The sequence below is a fragment of the Stutzerimonas stutzeri genome (assembly GCF_024448955.1).
Classification (GTDB): Bacteria; Pseudomonadota; Gammaproteobacteria; order Pseudomonadales; family Pseudomonadaceae; genus Stutzerimonas; species Stutzerimonas stutzeri_AQ.
The window spans coordinates 21458-38758 of the sequence record NZ_JAMOIH010000022.1; the positions used below are offsets into that span (position 1 = coordinate 21458).

Here is a 17301-nt window from a genome sequence, read left to right on the forward strand (position 1 = left end):
CTCTCCTGGATGATGAAATCATGGTCGACGGCCTAAGCTGATGCGCTCGTGCCCACCGAAATCCCTGCGGCTTTCGACGTCGGCGAATCCGCCTGCAGCGAGCAGCTCGCGCACCGCCGCTGCCTGATCGTAGCCATGCTCCAGCAGCAACCAGCCGTCATCCTGCAGATACTCCGGTGCCTGCGCGATGATCTGGCGAATGTCATCGAGGCCATCCACACCGGCAATCAGGGCGCTGCCCGGCTCGAAACGCACGTCACCTTGCTCCAGATGCGGATCGCCGGCAGGAATATAAGGCGGATTGCTGACGATCAGCCGATAGCGCTGATTCCCCACCGTGGAAAACCAATGGCTTTCATGAAAGCGCACATTGACCAGGCGCAACTGTTGGGCGTTACGGCCCGCCAGGGCAACCGCCTCAGCGACGCGATCTACACCCGTCACCTGCCAGGCCGGACGCTCGCTGGCCAATGCCAGGGCAATCGCACCCGTGCCGGTGCCGAGGTCGAGAACCTGCGCCGCAGTCGTCGGAATCAGTTGCAGCGCGGTTTCGACCAGCAGTTCGGTGTCCGGTCGCGGAATCAGCGTATTCGGCGCGACTTCGAGATCCAGACTCCAGAACCCTTGCCGACCGAGGATATAGGCCACCGGCTCGCCACGGCTACGGCGCTCCAGGCATTCGGCGAAGGCCTGACACTGCTCGGCGTCGAGCTCTTTCTCCGGCCAGGTGTGCAAATAGCTGCGCGACTTGCCTAGCACATGGGCGAGCAATAGCTCCGCGTCGAGCCTGGCGCTCGGTGAGTCGGGCAAGTTGCTGTCGTTAAGCAGGGATTCAATGGTGGCCATAAGGTTAAGCCTCAAGCGAAAGCCTCAAACGACAACACACCACATACTCAACTTGTGGCTTGAGGCTTGCCGCCGTCGTTAATCTCCCAACGCCGCCAGCTGATCCGCCTGATATTCCTGCAGCAAAGGTTCGATGACTTGCTCCACCGCGCCGCCGATGACTTCGCCGAGCGAGTACAGGGTCAGGTTGATACGGTGGTCGGTCACGCGGCCTTGAGGAAAATTGTAGGTACGGATGCGCTCGGAGCGGTCACCGGAGCCAACCAGCAGCTTGCGGGTATCGGAGATTTCCTTGTGCGCGGCGCTGTCCTGCACGTCCTGCAGCTTGGCCGCCAGCCACGACATGGCGCGGGCGCGATTCTTGTGCTGCGAGCGCTCTTCCTGGCACTCGACGACGATGCCGCTGGGCATATGGGTGATACGCACCGCCGAATCGGTCTTGTTGATGTGCTGCCCACCGGCGCCGGATGCACGGTAGGTATCGACGCGCAGATCGGCCGGATTGATTTCGATAGCGATCTGCTCGTCCGGCTCCGGCAGCACGGCGACGGTGCAGGCCGAGGTATGGATACGGCCCTGAGATTCGGTTTCCGGGACGCGCTGGACGCGGTGGGCGCCAGACTCGAACTTCAGCTTGGCGTAGACGTTGTCCCCTTCCACGCGCGAGATGACTTCCTTATAGCCGCCGTGCTCACCCGGGCTCTCGGAGAGGATCTCGACGCGCCACCCTTGCCGCTCGGCGTAACGGGAATACATGCGGAACAGATCACCAGAGAAGATCGCCGCCTCATCGCCACCCGTGCCGGCGCGGATCTCGAGAAAGACGTTGCGTCCGTCCTTAGGGTCCTTCGGCAGCAGCATGCGCTGCAGGCGGGCTTCGATCTCCTCCAGCTTCGCGCGTGCGTCGGCCACTTCCTCTTCGGCCATCTCGCGCACGTCCGGATCGTTGTCCTTGAGCAGCGCCTGAGCGCCTTCGAGATCGGACTGCAGCTTGAGAAACTCACGATAGGTGGCGATGACCGGTTCGACCTCGGCGTACTCGCGCGAATAGGCACGAAACCGCGTTTGATCGCTGATCACCTCGGCGTCGCCAAGCAACGCCGTCAGCTCTTCGAAGCGGTCCTGCAGAATGTCGAGTTTGTTGAGCAGCGACGCTTTCATGGTTTGTCCGTGCTGTCCGGCAAGGCGAAGAGTTCCTGAACGATGCTCAGTGCCTCCACTCGCCCTTCGGCGGAAAGTTTTTTCAGCTGAACGCTGGGCGCGTGCAGCAGTTTGTTGGTCAGCCCTCGAGCCAGCTGGGCCAGCGCATCCTCGGGCGTACCGCCATTGGCCAGCAGCCGCTGGGCCTTAACGAACTCTTCATCTCGAATGCGCTCCGCGTGCTGTCGATAGGACTTGAGCACGTCTACCGCAGCCAGTTCCCGCAGCCGCCCCATGAACTCATCGGTTCCGGCGGCGACCAGCTCTTCGGCGGCCTGGGCGGCACCCTGGCGACTCTTGAGATTCTCCGCCACCACCTCATGCAGATCATCGACGGTATAGAGGTAGACGTCGTCCAGCTCGCCGACCTGCGCCTCTATGTCGCGGGGCACGGCGATATCGACCATGAACATCGGCTTGTGCTTGCGCTTCTTCAGCGCCTGCTCCACGGCGCCCTTGCCCAGAATCGGCAATTGGCTGGCAGTGGAACTGATGACGATGTCGCTGTTATAGAGCTCCTGCGGGATATCGGCGAGCAGGATCGCATGGGCACCGAACTGCTCTGCCAGCATGCTGGCGCGTTCGAGGGTACGGTTGGCGACCACGATGCGCTTGACCCCCTGCTCGTGCAGATGACGAGCGACCAGTGTGATGGTCTCGCCAGCGCCGATCAGCAGGGCCTGGCTGCGATGAAGGTCGGCGAAGATCTGCTTGGCCAGACTGACCGCTGCAAAGGCCACCGACACCGGACTCTCACCAATGGCGGTATCGGTCCGTACAGTCTTGGCGGTGCTGAACGTCGCCTGGAACAGACGCCCCAGCAGCGGACCAACGCTGCCGGCTTCGCGCGCGACGGCATAAGCCGACTTCATCTGCCCGAGAATCTGGGGCTCGCCGAGCACCATCGAATCCAACCCGGACGCGACGCGCATCATGTGGCGCACCGCCTGATCGTCGGTATGAACGTAGGCACAGGCCCGGACGTCTTCGAGATTCAGCCGATGGTAATTGGCCAACCAGGCCAGCACCGCCTCGGCCTCGACCTGGTCCTGCTCTAGGTAAAGTTCGCTGCGGTTACAGGTCGAAAGAATCGCGGCCTCTCGCGTCGGCGTGACACGGCACAGCTGCTGGAGCGCCTCGACCGTTTGTTCAGGCGTGAATGCAACACGCTCGCGCACGTCCACCGATGCGGTCTTGTGATTAATGCCAAGCGCGATGAAAGCCATGCAGGGTCGCTGATCGAAAACGGAGCGCGCGATTCTCCTACTTCGCCTGTCTCAGAACAACCATTGCCCTTCATTGTCTGTACCTATCGAGCCTTCCCACTCGCCTCGCATGCCAGCCCGTGCGCTTGCCTGACGGCTTGTGTCATGATGCCGCGACCCCAGACCAGCCTTGTAATCCCCTATGAAAAAACTCCTCGCCCTCAGCGCCCTTCTGTTTCTCGGTGGCTGCCAAAGCATCATGCAGAGCACGCCCGAAAGCAGCCCGCCGGTCGAGGAGGCCACTCCGCAAGCCGTTGAGCCAGATACCGGCACCTATGGCTCGTTCAGCAGCGACACGCTTTATGCCCTACTGGTGGCCGAACTGGCGGGCCAACGCAATCGCTTCGACATTGCCCTGGGCAATTACGTCCAGCAGGCCAATGCGACCCAGGATGCGGGCGTCGCCGAGCGCGGATTCCGCATCGCCGAATACCTCGGCGCCGAACAGGCCGCGCTGGACACAGCGATGATCTGGGCGAGCAACGCGCCGGCCAACCTCGACGCCCAGCGCGCCGCAGCCGTGCAGCTGGCGCGTGCCGGGCATTACGAGCAATCGATGGAATTCATGGAAAAAGTGCTGCAGGGTCAGGGTGATACCCACTTCGACTTCCTCGCCTTGTCCGCCGCCGAAACCGACCCGGATACCCGGACCGGCCTGCTGAAGAGCTTCGACCAGCTGCTGGTCAAACACCCCGACAACCCCCAGCTCAAATTCGGCAAGGCGGTGCTGCTACAGCAGGATGGACGCCCGGAAGAGGCGCTCGCATTGCTTGAAGCGCAGAGCACCAGCGAGCAGGAGGTTCCGTCAATACTGCTCCAGGCTCGTCTGCTGCAGATCCTCGAGCGCGGCAAGGAAGCATTGCCGCTGCTGGAGAAGGGCCTGCGCCAGCACCCCGAGGACAAACGCCTCCGATTGACCTATGCGCGCCTGCTGGTCGAGCAGGATCGCCTCGACGAGGCCATGGGTGAATTCGCCACGCTGGTCCAGCAGCACCCCGGCGATGACGACCTGCGTTTTTCGATGGCCTTGGTATGCCTCGAAGCACAAGCCTGGCGCGAAGCGATCGTGTATCTGGAAGACCTGATCGCGCGCGGCAGTCATCGCGATGCGGCCCACTTCAACCTCGGCCGCGCCTATCGTGAGCTGAACCAGCCCGAGCAGGCGTTGAGCGCGTTCGCCAAGGTCGGTCCCGGCAACGAATATCTGCCAGCAAAGCTGATGCAGGCGGAACTGCTGTTCACCCTCGATCGCAACGAAGAAGCCTCGCGGTTGCTGGCCAGCGCCCGCGACGAACAGCCCGACTATGCCATCCAGCTGTATCTGATCGAGATCGAAGCACTCTCTGGACAACAGCGCCTCGACGCGGCCTGGCAACTTACCGAGCAAGCGCTGCAGCAGTTTCCGGAAGACCTCAACCTGCTCTATACCCGCGCGATGATCGCCGAAAAGCGTGGCGACCTGGCGCAACTTGAGCTGGACTTACGCTTCATCATCGAGCGCGAACCCGACAACGCCATGGCCATCAACGCGCTGGGCTACACCCTTGCCGATCGCACCGATCGATACGAGGAAGCCCTCGCGCTCATCGAGCAGGCCTACCGGCTCAGCCCCGATGACGCCGCTATTCTCGACAGCCTCGGCTGGGTCAATTATCGCCTGGGCAACCTGAAGGAAGCGGAAACCCAGTTGCGCAAAGCCCTCGAGCGCTTTCCAGACCACGAAGTCGCCGCCCATCTCGGCGAGGTGCTCTGGGTGTCTGGCGAACAACGTGAAGCGCGGGCCGTCTGGACCGAAGCGCTAAAGCAACAGCCGGACAGCCAGATCCTGCGCGAAACTATCAAACGCCTGACAGGCTCGGAGAATCCCTGACCCATGAAGCTGATGTGCAACCTGCTGCTCCCCGCTCTCGTGCTGTTGCTCGCCGGCTGCGCCGGTCTCGGCCCGCAGGAATCGATCGAAGGCCCTGGCAACAAGGAAGACTGGGCGACTCACAAGGCGCGGCTCAGTGAAATAGATGGCTGGCAGATCAGCGGGAAGATCGGCATTCGCGCGCCGCAGGACTCGGGCAGCGGCACGCTGTTCTGGCTGCAGCGTCAGGACTATTTCGATATTCGCCTCTCCGGCCCGCTGGGACGTGGCGCCACTCGCCTGACTGGTCGGCCAGACGCCGTCGCGCTGGAAGTCGCAGGCCAGGGCCGCTTCGAAGCCGAATCCCCAGAAGCGCTGGTGGAAAGTCAGCTCGGCTGGCAATTACCCGTATCGAATCTGCTCTGGTGGGTGCGCGGACTCCCCGCGCCGGACAGCCGCAGCCGTATCGCGCTGGACGCCAACGGCCGCCTCGCCAACCTGCAGCAGGACGGCTGGGACATCCAGTATCTCGGCTACAGCGAAGAAGACGGCTACGCGCTGCCGTCGCGCATCAAGCTGGCAGGCCGCGACCTGCAGATCACTTTGGTGGTCAAGGACTGGCAGCCGCGCCAGCTCGGCCAATGATGCATAGGCTGACCCTGCCGGCCCCGGCCAAGCTCAATCTGATGTTGCACATCCTCGGTCGTCGCGCCGATGGCTACCACGAGCTGCAGACGCTGTTTCAGTTTCTCGACTATGGCGACGAGCTGAGCTTCACGCCTCGTGCCGATGGCCAGATCCAACTGCACACCGAACTGCCTGGCGTCGATCATGAAAACAACCTGATCGTGCGCGCCGCCCGTCTGCTGCAGCGCCACGGCGGATGCCGCCAGGGCGCCGACATCGAGCTAACCAAGCGCCTGCCCATGGGCGGCGGCATAGGCGGCGGCAGCTCTGATGCGGCAACCACGCTCGTCGGCCTCGATCATCTTTGGCAAACAGAGCTGGGCGAGGACCGGCTGACGGAGATCGGCCTGTCGCTCGGGGCCGATGTGCCGGTCTTCGTACGGGGTCGTGCAGCCTTTGCCGAAGGCGTTGGCGAGCGCCTGCAACCGGTCGAATTGAGCGAGCCGTGGTTCCTCGTGATCGCCCCGCAAGTCTCTGTTAGTACAGCGGAAATATTTTCCGACCCGGAGTTGACACGCAATACCCCCGCCATTACAGTTCGCAGCCTTCTTGCAGGGGGCGGTCATAACGACTGTCAGCCGGTGGTCGAGAAGCGTTATCCAGAAGTTCGTAACGCTTTGAGCTTGTTGAACAATTTCGTTCCAGCAAGAATGACCGGCACTGGAGCTTGTGTGTTTGGGAGCTTCCCAAACAAAGGTGAGGCTGATAAAGTTTGCCGCCAACTTCCAGCCGATTTACCAGCTTTCGTAGCTCAAGGCCGCAACATTTCGATGCTGCACCGCAGGCTCGCGCAACTGGCGCAGGAAGTGAGTGGTTAGAGGTTGTACGTTACAGGGGCGTCGCCAAGCGGTAAGGCAGCAGGTTTTGATCCTGCCATGCGTTGGTTCGAATCCAGCCGCCCCTGCCATAACCTTCGGGTTGGTACAGCAGCAACACTTCAAGTTTTATATCCACAGGGGCGTCGCCAAGCGGTAAGGCAGCAGGTTTTGATCCTGCCATGCGTTGGTTCGAATCCAGCCGCCCCTGCCAAACATCACGAGAGCTGTTCAAAACGCCTGGCCTTTTGAACAGCTTTTTGTTTCATCGGATCCACCCTCAGGCAGGTACTGCGCGTGTCCAAGATGATGGTCTTCACGGGGAACGCCAACCCCGACCTGGCCCGGCGTGTTGTACGTCAGCTGCATATCCCCCTCGGTGATGCCTACGTCGGAAAATTCTCCGACGGCGAAATCAGTGTCGAGATCAACGAGAACGTTCGCGGTAAGGACGTCTTTCTGATTCAACCGACCTGCGCTCCCACCAATGACAACCTGATGGAACTGGTGGTGATGGCAGACGCCTTCCGCCGTTCTTCCGCTACCCGCATCACGGCAGTCATCCCCTACTTCGGTTATGCCCGCCAAGATCGCCGTCCGCGCTCCGCTCGCGTACCGATCAGCGCCAAGGTCGTGGCCGACATGCTCGATGTGGTTGGGGTCAACCGCGTCCTCACCGTCGACCTGCACGCCGATCAGATCCAGGGCTTCTTCGACATGCCGGTAGACAACATCTACGGCTCGCCGGTCCTGGTCGATGACATCCAGGCTCAGCGCTTCGAGAACCTGATGATCGTTTCCCCCGACATTGGCGGTGTGGTGCGTGCTCGCGCCGTAGCCAAGTCGCTGGGCGTGGATCTGGCCATCATCGACAAGCGTCGTCCGAAAGCCAACCAGTCCGAAGTGATGCACATCATCGGCGACATCGAAGGCCGTACCTGCATCCTCGTTGACGACATGGTCGATACCGCCGGTACTCTGTGCCACGCAGCGACCGCTTTGAAAAATCACGGTGCTTCTAAAGTCTACGCGTATTGCACGCATCCGATTCTGTCCGGTCGCGCCATCGAGAACATCGACGGCTCGGTGCTCGACGAACTGGTGGTGACCAATACCATTCCGCTGTCCGCAGCGGCGCAAGCCTGTACCCGTATTCGCCAATTGGACATTGCGCCAATGGTGGCTGAGGCGGTTCGCCGCATCAGCAATGCTGAATCGATCAGCGCGATGTTCCGCTAAGCCGAAAGCTTGGCCCTTCACGCCGAACGAAAATGTGCCCCGCCGCGTGCGGGGCTTTTTGCCCAACCGCCCGATAGCACTGGTCGCGAGTGTTTCGGGCGCGTTGTTATCCTGGAGAAACACAATGACTGACTTCACTCTGAATGCCCAAGTGCGTTCCGACCTGGGGAAAGGTGCGAGCCGCCGCCTGCGTCGTAACGCCAACCTCGTCCCGGCCGTAATCTACGGTGGCGACAAGGCTCCGCAATCCATCAGCCTGCTGGCGAAAGATCTGGCCAAGATGCTGGAAAACGAAGCTTCCTTCAGCCACGTGCTGACCCTGGACGTCGATGGCCAGAACGAATCCGTTCTGATCAAGGCGCTGCAGCGTCATCCGGCCAAGGGCTTCGTTCTGCACGCTGACTTCGTTCGCGTTGTCGCTGGCCAGAAGCTGACCGCTATCGTTCCGCTGCACTTCATCAACCAGGAAACCTCGGTTGGCGTGAAGCAGCAGGGTGGCGAAATCCTGCACAACCTCAACGAAGTCGAAGTGTCCTGCCTGCCGCAGGATCTGCCGGAGTTCATCGAGGTCGACATGGCCAAGGTCGAAGTGGGCCAGGTTCTGCACATGACCGACCTTACGCTGCCGAAAGGCGTTGAACTGGTCGCTCTGGCACATGGCAGCGATCTGCCGGTCGCCAACGTTCACGCTCCGCGCGTGAGCCAGGATGACACTCCGAAAGAAGAAGGCGCTGCCGAGTAATCCACTCGTCATCACCTGAGGAAGGGCCTCTGTCGTGACTGCCGTCAAACTGATCGTTGGCCTGGGTAATCCAGGCCCTGAGTACGACCAGACCCGGCATAACGCAGGGGCCCTTTTCGTTGAGCGTCTGGCCGCCCACAAGGGCGTCAACCTCAGCGTCGATCGCAAATACTTCGGTCTGGTCGGCAAGTTTCGCCATCAGGACGAAGACGTCCGCCTGTTGATCCCCACCACCTACATGAACCGCAGCGGTCAGGCGGTGGCGGCACTGGCCGGATTTTTCCGAGTTCCCCCCGAGTCCATCCTGGTTGCCCATGATGAACTCGACATGCCTCCCGGCGTCGCCAAGCTCAAACAGGGCGGCGGCCATGGCGGGCATAACGGGCTTCGCGACATCATCGCCAAGCTCGGCAACCAGAACAATTTCTACCGCCTGCGTCTGGGCATCGGCCATCCCGGGCACAGTAGCTTGGTTACGGGCTACGTATTGGGGCGAGCGCCTCAGGCCGAGCGCGAAAAGCTGGACGCCAGTATCGATTTCAGTTTCGACGTGCTGCCCGAGATCCTTGCAGGCGACTGGACGCGGGCGATGCATAAGCTGCATAGCCAGAAGGCCTGAGGCACAAGCACACACTACTAGGCGACGGCTGGACAGGACGCTTGCATCACAGCGCACCCCGACGCCGTTAACGCAGTTTGGCAACGCCGGTAGCTTTCCAGCTGCCAGCCACACCGAGGCAAAGACACCATGGGATTCAATTGCGGCATCGTCGGCCTGCCCAACGTCGGCAAGTCCACCCTGTTCAACGCACTGACCAAATCCGGTATCGCTGCGGAAAACTTCCCCTTCTGCACCATCGAGCCGAACAGCGGCATCGTACCGATGCCCGATCCGCGTCTCCAGGCACTGGCTGACATCGTCAAGCCTGAACGGATACTGCCGACCACCATGGAGTTCGTCGACATTGCCGGCCTCGTCGAAGGCGCGTCCAAGGGTGAGGGCCTGGGCAACAAGTTCCTAGCCAACATCCGTGAGACCGATGCCATCGCCCACGTGGTGCGTTGCTTCGAAGACGACAACGTCATTCATGTTTCCAATTCGGTCGATCCCAAGCGCGACATCGAAATCATCGAACTCGAGCTGATCTTCGCCGACCTCGACAGCTGCGAAAAGCAACTGCAGCGCGTCACCCGCAACGCCAAGGGCGGCGACAAGGAAGCCGTGGCGCAAAAGGCATTGTTGGAAAAACTCATTCCCCACTTCACCGAAGGCAAGCCGGCTCGCACACTGCTGAAGAAGCTGGGTGACGATGAAATCCAGCTGGCCAAGGGCTTCCACCTGCTGACCAGCAAGCCGGTGATGTACATCGCCAACGTTGCCGAAGACGGCTTCGAGAACAATCCGCACCTGGACGTGGTCAACGCCATCGCCGCCGAAGAAGGCGCCGTCGTAGTGCCGGTGTGCAACAAGATCGAAGCGGAAATCGCCGAACTGGACGATGGCGAGGAAAAGGACATGTTCCTCGAATCCCTCGGCCTCGAAGAGCCGGGCTTGAATCGCGTGATCCGCGCCGGCTACGAACTGCTCAACCTGCAGACCTACTTCACCGCCGGCGTGAAGGAAGTCCGCGCCTGGACCGTAAAGGTCGGCGCTACCGCGCCCCAGGGCGCCGGCGTGATTCACACCGATTTCGAGAAAGGCTTCATCCGCGCCGAAGTGGTCGCCTATAACGACTTCATCCAGTTCAAAGGCGAAGCTGGCGCCAAGGAAGCTGGCAAATGGCGCCTGGAAGGCAAGGAGTACATCATCAAGGATGGTGACGTGATGCACTTCCGCTTCAACGTTTAAGTCGAAGCAGTAACTTCGGCACGTTTCGTGAAAAAACCTCCTGAAAGTAACGAAACAATAAAAAGGCCGCGCATTAGCGCGGCCTTTTTGTTTCAAGAACTACCCGAATTACTTGCTCACGAAATGGAATGTACATTTGCCCTCGTTGCCGAAGCACGACCAGCGAGGCGCGCTCGCCCCGATGCTCCCAACGTGTTAATCCCTCTTTTTCAACCGAATAGGGGATATGCCTGACTGCGTATGCGCGAGCATGATGGTGCGACACGACTGAGATAAACAAAGGTGCGCCCAGGACAGATTGGACGAGGAATGGACCGGGCTTTTCACCGCCCTTCTTGCGATCCTGCCTGTCGCCCGCAGCATTTGCCTCAGATGGCTTTCAATGCTGAGACAGACCAGCCCCGGCTATGGCTGGGCCTGTGCCGGCCTCCGTCAGGCAATGGAACTTAGGGGTCTGTCATGTCAGCCGCACTCAAGACGCGCGTCACTACTGTTCGTAACCGCATTAAGCGTAACGGTGCTGTCATTACCCAATTTGGGTCAAAGAACACCACAACACTGGATCAGGGCGGCTCCTATGGGCCATCGAGGTCGACCAGGTGGAAACGGGAAATAGGGCTGTGGTTCTTCAAAGTCCGACAGCTTGTACAGTCGTGATCAGTCAGGACTGATTTCCGTAAGCAGAAACACACCTAATCGGAGCTACTTCATGCGCACCCTGAAGCCGCTTGCCCTTGCTGTGATTGCTGCAATGTCCTCACCGGCATTCGCAGCTCAAAACTCCGCCAACGTTGATCAGTCCGGCGTCTCGCTGCAAGCCACTGTCACACAGACTGGTGGTATGGATAACACAACCTCAATCACCCAGGGCGGCGCGTCCAACGAAGCGATTTCCTTCCAGCAAGCCGGTATAGGCGACTCGATCAATCAATACCAGCAAGGCAGCGCCAACTACAGCGAAGCGCGTCAATCGGATTACACCGTAGCGAGCCTCGCCTCAGGCAACATGATCCTGCAGCACCAGGCAGTTGGTTCTGAAAATGTTGCAAACGCCACTCAGACCAACTCCACCGGCAGTGTCATTTCACAAGGCCAACATGGCAGCTCGAACTCTGCGGAGGGTACCCAGTCGGATTCCGTCGGAGCAGAGCTCTACCAGCTGCAAGTAGGCGACGGGAATTCTGCTACCGCGAACCAATCGTTCGCCGAAGCGAAATCCACCAGCCAACAGTACGGTAACGACAACGTCAGCAATACCCTCCAAAACGATGCCTTAGGCGACACGGCCTATGTTTGGCAGGATGGTACTGCGAACATTGCCAGTGTGAGGCAGGACTTCGGCAGTGTTTCTGATGTCACGATTTTGTCCTTTGGCGTTGGCAATTCGGCGACCGTCGTTCAGTCCTCTGCGATCGCCTCGAAAGCCGAGATTGAAGGCACTGGCAGCTACAACAGCGCGACGGTCACCCAATCCGACATCTTGATGAATTTCTCGAGCGAGCAGAATGGCGACCGCAACGAGGTCGTAGCGAGCCAAGGTGGCCGGCAGAACACATCCGTTTCTTCCCAGACCGGCAATGACAACGCGGTCGAACTTGCACAAGCCGGCAGAGACAGCAGCATCGCCATCGTGCAGACCGGCAATCGCAACACGGCCAGCCTCTCGCAGATCGCGGTCGGCAACGTATTGCGTGCCGTGACGACAGGAAACGACAACAGCATCGTGACCGTTCAGGTTGGAGTGGGTGAGGTAAACGAACTGGATCTGGAGCAGAACGGTGAGAGCAACATCATCCAGGCCTCGCAATACAACGAGGGCAACTACGCGCTTGTCAGCCAAGCCGGCACTGCAAACTTTGCAGACGTTTCGCAGTATGGCGCCAGCGACAGTGCCAGCGTCCTCCAGAGCGGCTCTACCAACTCGGCGCGGGTAGTGCAGCGCTAAAGCTTATCGCCGCCGGCAGTCGCCGTGCTGCCGGGCCGGCTTTAGACTCAATACGTTACCTCTAAGCGAATCTGCCAGATTGGCACTCGCTAATTGCACTATCCGAAAGCCTCGCTAACGCGGGGCTTTTTTGCATTCTGAGGGCCGAACCACCCGCTCTGAAACACCGAAAAATGGCTCTGCCCCGGACATCTGTCTGACGACCGGCACGGAATCCATTCATCAAATGCGGAATATTCGCCCTGCTTATGCGGTCGGAACAGGCAGACTTGCCGAAGCCGGAGCGCAGATGAACAGCCTTACCGAACCGCCATCACAGTTTCTCGACGACGCTTTTTTCGACCGAGACGCGCAGCTAGTCGCCCAGGATCTGTTGGGAACCGTGATTCGCCATTGCGTCGATGGACTGTGGTTGTCGGCTCGCATCATCGAGACCGAAGCCTATTACGTCGACGAAAAGGCCAGCCACTCCTCGCTCGGCTACAGCCCGTCACGGCGCGCGATGTTCATGCCGGCCGGCCATCTCTATCTGTATTACTCGCGTGGCGGGGATTCGCTGAACTTCAGCGTGCAGGGTGACGGCAACGCAGTGTGCATCAAGGCCGGCTACCCCTGGGTCGACTCGCTGTCGTGCGAAGAATCCATCGCCCGCATGCGCAACAACAGCCCCGCAGCGGCTGGCGGTCCCCGTCCATTGACTCGCCTATGCTCCGGCCAGACCCTGCTGTGCAAAGCATTGGGATTGACCGTCACGGAGTGGAACGCTCAGCGCATGGACCCCGCTCGGCTGCGCGTAGACGACATCGGCGCGCGTCCCGACATCGTTCAGACCACGCGCCTGGGCATCCCGGCCGGCCGCGACGAGCATTTACCGTACCGTTTCGTCGATGCGGGCTTCGCCGCGCACTGCACGCGCAATCCGCTGCGCCGTGGGCAACTGGAAGGCCAGGACTACGTCATGCTGCGCCGCGAACTGCTGGCGAGTTAGCAGTACAGCTCACTCGCCGGCTTTCACCAGACGAAGCCGGGATATTTCCGAAGGGGCACCGAAGCGCAGCGGCGGCCCCCAATAGCCGGTGCCGCGGCTGATGTAGATCTGCATCTCGCCGACACGCTGCAGCCCCGCCACCCACGGCTGCTGCCAGCGCACGAAATGCATCCAGGGCCAGAACTGCCCGCCGTGCGTATGACCCGACAGCTGCAGATCGCAACCCACCTCCAGCGCGGCCTTCGCCGAACGCGGCTGATGCGCCAGCAGAATGCGCGGCACATCATTCGGTGCGCCAGCGAATGCCGCAACCGGGTCACTGCGATGACTGGGTCTGAACAGTTCGGCCGAATAGTCGGCGATACCCGCCAGCACTAACCGAGCGCCACTGTGTTCGAGTTGGACGTGGCGGTTGAGCAGCACCTTCATGCCCAGCCGCTCGAATTCAGCGATCCAGCTGTCCGCGCCGGAGTAATACTCGTGGTTACCTGTCACCACGTAGACACCGTGCCGAGCGCTTAGCTGTGCCAGCGGCGCGATATCCCCGGTCAGATCGGCAACGCTGCCATCTACCAAGTCGCCAGTGATGACGACGAGGTCAGGCGAGAGCTCGTTGACTCGCTTCACGATCGCATCGATATAGCCCTGCTTGATCGTCGGCCCCACATGGATGTCGCTGAGCTGCACGATGCTGAAACCTTCCAGCGCGGCGGGCAGGTTCCGCAAAGCGATGTCGCGCTCGACCACCCGCGCCGTCCGCCGGGCGTTGAGCACCCCGAACAGCGTCACCGCCATCACCGCAACGATGACGACAAGCGCCGAGCCACTCGCGAAGCCCGCCGATTCCCAGCCCAGCAGCGATCCCAGCGCCAACACGAAAGCACGCAGCAGTGAAAATATCGACAGGCTGGAAAATATCCCCATCGCCAACAGTCCGGACCACGCCAGCAACGGGTTGCCAGCCCCTCGCACCAGCACGCCGTAGCGCATCAGCACGGCTGAAAGCGCGAGGTACAGCCAAGCGAGAGCGCTACCGAGCGGCCCGAGCGGGAGATCTGGAATCAGCGTGACACCAACGAACACATGCAGGCCAATCAGCAATATTCCTATCAACAACCGCCTGTTCATGCTTCGTCTCTACAGAAGGGATGGATACGTTTGGCATGCGCAGCGTGCTGAGCTGGCTGCGTTTCGGTGCACGAAAGGTAGCGTACCCACGCGGGACATGGGCACGTCCGACAGCATTCATCAGGAAATGGGCGCTACGCAGCCGGACCGAACGCATCGGGTCCTGCATCCCTGTCCGTAGGGTCGAATTTATTCGACCGGTCGTAAGGCATCAGACCGATGCGCAAGCCGCCTGTCGAGCGCATCGCCAGTAAACAACCGCAGCTACATCACCCCAGGGTCAGGCATCGGGTCCGGTGGCGGCGGCTCTTTCTCCAGCTGTTCGAGCACTTCGTCCGGCAGCGTGTCGCCGTCGTCCAGCTCGGTGTCACTCTCGGCGTCATCGAGATCGTTCAGAGGTGATTCATCCGCCAGCCAAGGGGGCTGCGGCTGATCGCTTGGAAAGGCTGTGCTGAGCATGAAAGTCTCCTCGCAGGTGTGCCTGCGACATTAGGCAGGCACACCCTCGCATCGTTCGGACCGGTCATCCGTGATGCGTCCACGCCTGCTCCGCCAGGCATTCACTCAGATAATCGAGAAAGCAGGTAATGCGTGAGGCCAGCGCGGTATTGCGGTAGTACACCGCATTGATCGGCTGCAGCACGCGGACGTTCGCTTCAGCCAGCACCTCGACCAGGGTGCCCTCGACGCGGTCCCGCGCAGTCATGAAGTCCGATAAGCAGGCGATGCCCTGCCCGGCCAGCGCCAGATGTCTCACCGTTTCACCGCTCGATGCCCACACGCTCGGCACGATAGGCCAGGTTTCGCCGAGCGGGTGGCGCAGCGGCCAATGATTGAGGCTTTCCGGTTGGGTGAAACCGATGAGGCTGTGCGCCGCCAAGTCTTCCACCTGCTGCGGCGTACCACGCCGCGCCAGGTATTCGGGACTGGCCACTGCACGCAGCCGACTGCGCCCCAGCGGCCGCGCATGCAAGGTGGAATCACGCAGCGGCCCATGGCGCAGCGCCAGATCGGTGCGGTGCTCGAGCAGATCGATGATCTGGTCGCTGCTGTGCAGTTCCAGCTCGATATCCGGGTAGCGCTCGCGAAACCCACCAATAAGCGGCACCAGCACATGCAGCATGAACGGTGCTGATGCATTGATCCGCAGGCGCCCGGCCGGATGCTGCAACCGACGCGACATCTGTTCCTCGGCTTCCTCCACCGCCTCAAGAATCCGTCGCGCCTGAATCAGAAAGGCCGCGCCCTCCTCCGTCAGCTCCAGGCGCCGGGTCGTGCGGCGCAACAGCGTGGTGGCGAGCTTGGCTTCGAGCCGGCTAAGGGCCCGACTGACGCCCGAGGCGGTCTGCCCCAATTGCACCGCAGCGCTGGAGATGGAGCCGGTGTCGATCACCGCAGTGAAGGCCTGCAACTCGTCGAGCGTCGTTTTCATTAGTGACTCACAGTCAATTATGTTTGGCCTGAGACCCGGTTTTTCCGCATGAGTCTGCGGTAGACACTGCGCGCCATGCAAACCAACCGGAGTTTCATTCCATGCCCATCGCCTTGCTCGCGCTGACCCTCAGCGCATTCGCCATCGGCACGACGGAGTTCGTCATCGTCGGCCTCATCCCCACCATCGCCAATGACCTGGCCGTCAGCCTGCCCTCGGCCGGGCTGCTGGTAAGCCTCTACGCCCTCGGCGTCGCGGTCGGCGCGCCGCTGCTCACGGCGCTGACCGGCAAGGTGCCACGCAAGTTGTTGCTGCTGTCGCTGATGGTGCTGTTCACCGCCGGCAACCTGCTCGCCTGGCAAGCTCCGGGGTACGAGTCGTTGATTCTCGCGCGCATCGTCACCGGCCTCGCCCATGGCGTGTTCTTTTCCATCGGCTCGACCATCGCCACCAGCCTGGTCTCGAAGGAAAAGGCCGCCAGCGCCATTGCCATCATGTTCACCGGGCTTACCGTCGCGCTGGTCACGGGCGTGCCACTGGGCACCTTCATTGGCCAGCAGTTCGGCTGGCGGGAAACCTTTCTCGCGGTATCCCTGCTCGGCGTGTTCGCCTTTATCGGCAGCCTGCTGTTCGTGCCGCGCGACATCCAGCACAGCAAACCCGCGTCTCTCGGCGAGCAGCTGGCCGTACTGAAACAGCCCCGCCTGCTGTTGGTCTATGCGATGACTGCCGTCGGCTATGGCGGCACCTTCATCGCCTTCACCTTTCTTGCGCCCATCCTGCAAGAGATCAGCGGCTTCGGCGCAGGCGCGGTGAGCCTGGTGCTGCTGGTGTATGGCGTGTCGGTCGCGGTGGGCAATATATGGGGCGGCAAGCTGGCCGACCGGCGCGGGCCGATCAGTGCGCTCAAGCTGATCTTCACGCTGCTGGCCGCCGTGCTCTTCACGCTCACCTTTACCGCGGCCAACCCTTGGCTGGCACTGGCGACGGTTCTGCTCTGGGGTGCGGTAGCGTTCGGCAACGTGCCCGGCCTGCAGGTCTACGTGGTACGTCAGGCCGAGCACTACACGCCGAGCGCCGTGGACGTCGCCTCCGGCCTGAACATCGCCGCATTCAACCTTGGCATCGCCGGTGGCGCATGGCTCGGGGGACACATCGTCGCATCCATGGGTCTGATCCATACCGCCTGGATCGGCGCGCTGGTCGTGCTGATCGCCCTGGCCCTCACGTATTGGAGCGGCCGGCTGGATAGCTTGGACACAAGCTCCGGCAACGACACGCAAGAGTCGGCCCTCGCCGCCTCGCATTGATCAATC

Annotated in this window: 16 protein-coding genes and 2 tRNA genes; 12 read left to right on the forward strand and 6 right to left on the reverse strand. The window is 61.2% G+C overall.

The window, feature by feature from the left end; genetic code table 11:
• Nucleotides 1-18: 18 nt before the first annotated feature.
• From prmC to hemA, 3 genes are all read right to left on the reverse strand, one after another.
• The gene (gene prmC, locus NA645_RS19150; protein WP_256050265.1) at nucleotides 19-846 is read right to left on the reverse strand and encodes a peptide chain release factor N(5)-glutamine methyltransferase; all 828 of its coding nucleotides are present in this window, start codon (nucleotides 844-846) and stop codon (nucleotides 19-21) included.
• A gap of 78 nt (nucleotides 847-924) precedes the next feature.
• A complete protein-coding gene (prfA, locus tag NA645_RS19155; protein ID WP_256050266.1) occupies nucleotides 925-2007 on the reverse strand; it encodes a peptide chain release factor 1 in 1083 nt (360 codons plus the stop codon).
• Nucleotides 2004-3272 carry a glutamyl-tRNA reductase gene (hemA, locus tag NA645_RS19160; protein ID WP_256050267.1) on the reverse strand — a complete coding sequence of 423 codons (1269 nt, stop codon included), beginning with the start codon at nucleotides 3270-3272 and terminating at the stop codon, nucleotides 2004-2006. Before hemA ends, prfA begins: the two co-directional genes overlap by 4 nt.
• A 181-nt stretch (nucleotides 3273-3453) precedes the next feature.
• On the opposite strand from hemA, the gene NA645_RS19165 reads away from it, so the two are divergent.
• The 11 genes from NA645_RS19165 to NA645_RS19215 all read left to right on the forward strand — a co-directional run bounded on the left by NA645_RS19165 (nucleotide 3454) and on the right by NA645_RS19215 (nucleotide 13425).
• A complete protein-coding gene (locus tag NA645_RS19165; RefSeq protein WP_256050268.1) occupies nucleotides 3454-5181 on the forward strand; it encodes a tetratricopeptide repeat protein in 1728 nt (575 codons plus the stop codon).
• A gap of 3 nt (nucleotides 5182-5184) precedes the next feature.
• A complete protein-coding gene (gene lolB / locus NA645_RS19170) occupies nucleotides 5185-5805 on the forward strand; it encodes a lipoprotein insertase outer membrane protein LolB (protein ID WP_256050269.1) in 621 nt (206 codons plus the stop codon).
• Nucleotides 5805-6665, forward strand: coding sequence for a 4-(cytidine 5'-diphospho)-2-C-methyl-D-erythritol kinase (gene ispE, locus NA645_RS19175; RefSeq protein WP_256050295.1), 861 nt, complete (start codon nucleotides 5805-5807; stop codon nucleotides 6663-6665). Before lolB ends, ispE begins: the two co-directional genes overlap by 1 nt.
• A 14-nt stretch (nucleotides 6666-6679) precedes the next feature.
• Nucleotides 6680-6754 (forward strand) — tRNA-Gln (locus NA645_RS19180).
• A 47-nt stretch (nucleotides 6755-6801) separates the two neighbouring features.
• A tRNA-Gln gene (locus NA645_RS19185) sits at nucleotides 6802-6876 on the forward strand.
• A gap of 83 nt (nucleotides 6877-6959) precedes the next feature.
• Complete coding sequence (locus NA645_RS19190) at nucleotides 6960-7901, forward strand: ribose-phosphate pyrophosphokinase (protein ID WP_131650986.1); 942 nt, start codon at nucleotides 6960-6962, stop codon at nucleotides 7899-7901.
• 124 nt (nucleotides 7902-8025) lie between these two features.
• Complete coding sequence (locus tag NA645_RS19195) at nucleotides 8026-8643, forward strand: 50S ribosomal protein L25/general stress protein Ctc (protein ID WP_256050270.1); 618 nt, start codon at nucleotides 8026-8028, stop codon at nucleotides 8641-8643.
• Nucleotides 8644-8677: 34 nt separating this feature from the next.
• Nucleotides 8678-9262 (forward strand): aminoacyl-tRNA hydrolase, encoded by a 585-nt coding sequence (gene pth / locus NA645_RS19200; RefSeq protein ID WP_256050271.1) that lies wholly within the window; start codon nucleotides 8678-8680, stop codon nucleotides 9260-9262.
• Between the two features lie 129 nt (nucleotides 9263-9391).
• The gene (gene ychF / locus NA645_RS19205) at nucleotides 9392-10492 is read left to right on the forward strand and encodes a redox-regulated ATPase YchF (protein WP_256050272.1); all 1101 of its coding nucleotides are present in this window, start codon (nucleotides 9392-9394) and stop codon (nucleotides 10490-10492) included.
• 709 nt (nucleotides 10493-11201) lie between these two features.
• Nucleotides 11202-12437, forward strand: coding sequence for a hypothetical protein (locus NA645_RS19210; RefSeq protein WP_256050273.1), 1236 nt, complete (start codon nucleotides 11202-11204; stop codon nucleotides 12435-12437).
• Nucleotides 12438-12726: 289 nt separating this feature from the next.
• A complete protein-coding gene (locus tag NA645_RS19215; RefSeq protein WP_256050274.1) occupies nucleotides 12727-13425 on the forward strand; it encodes a DNA-3-methyladenine glycosylase in 699 nt (232 codons plus the stop codon).
• Nucleotides 13426-13434: 9 nt separating this feature from the next.
• Here the strand turns inward: NA645_RS19215 and NA645_RS19220 are convergent, their stop codons facing one another.
• The 3 genes from NA645_RS19220 to NA645_RS19230 form a co-directional block, all read right to left on the reverse strand.
• Entirely contained in the window at nucleotides 13435-14553 is a 1119-nt protein-coding gene (locus NA645_RS19220) for a metallophosphoesterase (RefSeq protein ID WP_256050275.1), read from the reverse strand.
• Between the two features lie 264 nt (nucleotides 14554-14817).
• The gene (locus NA645_RS19225) at nucleotides 14818-15012 is read right to left on the reverse strand and encodes a hypothetical protein (RefSeq protein WP_256050276.1); all 195 of its coding nucleotides are present in this window, start codon (nucleotides 15010-15012) and stop codon (nucleotides 14818-14820) included.
• Nucleotides 15013-15076: 64 nt separating this feature from the next.
• Nucleotides 15077-15985 carry a LysR substrate-binding domain-containing protein gene (locus tag NA645_RS19230; RefSeq protein ID WP_256050277.1) on the reverse strand — a complete coding sequence of 303 codons (909 nt, stop codon included), beginning with the start codon at nucleotides 15983-15985 and terminating at the stop codon, nucleotides 15077-15079.
• A gap of 101 nt (nucleotides 15986-16086) precedes the next feature.
• Between NA645_RS19230 and NA645_RS19235 the strand changes: the two genes are divergently transcribed.
• Nucleotides 16087-17295, forward strand: a complete 1209-nt coding sequence (locus NA645_RS19235) for an MFS transporter (protein ID WP_256050278.1) — start codon at nucleotides 16087-16089, stop codon at nucleotides 17293-17295.
• Nucleotides 17296-17301 lie beyond the last annotated feature (6 nt).